At 63.4% G+C, this 506-nt stretch carries 1 pseudogene; it reads right to left on the reverse strand.

What is annotated here, in order from left to right:
* A pseudogene (locus tag TU76_RS24395) lies at positions 1–506 on the reverse strand (chemotaxis protein CheA); the annotation flags it as partial.

Here is a 506-nt window from a genome sequence, read left to right on the forward strand (position 1 = left end):
CGGATGGCGCGGCAACCGTGGCCGAGACGGCAGCCTCGGTGACAGGTACGGCGGATGCCTGCAGCGCATCGCTGCTGAATGCACCTTTGCCATGCAACTGATCCAGTAACGCTTCAAACTCATCGTCAGTGATTTCATTGCCAGCTTCGGCGGGCTCTACCGCGGCGGCAGGTACCGCATCGGGTACCGTGTCCGCCACGGTGTCCGCAGAGAAACGCCCCTTGCCGTGCAACTGATCGAGCAGCGACTCGAACTCGGCATCGCTGATGTCATCACTGGCGGCGATGGCCGGGGCATCGGCCTTGATTGCATTCAACGAGTCCAGAAGCAACTCGAACTCGTCATCGGTGATATCGCTGCTGTCGCTGGTCACAGCCGCTGCGGGTTGCGGTTCAGGCACCACCAGCGCTGCAGGTTCTGCCAGGCGCGCCAGTGCCGCCAGCAACTCGGGCGTTGCCGCCGTGACCGGGCTGCGCTCGCGCACTTGGGTGAACATGCCATTGACG

This window comes from Pseudomonas psychrophila (assembly GCF_001043005.1).
In the GTDB taxonomy this organism is placed as follows: Bacteria; Pseudomonadota; Gammaproteobacteria; order Pseudomonadales; family Pseudomonadaceae; genus Aquipseudomonas; species Aquipseudomonas psychrophila.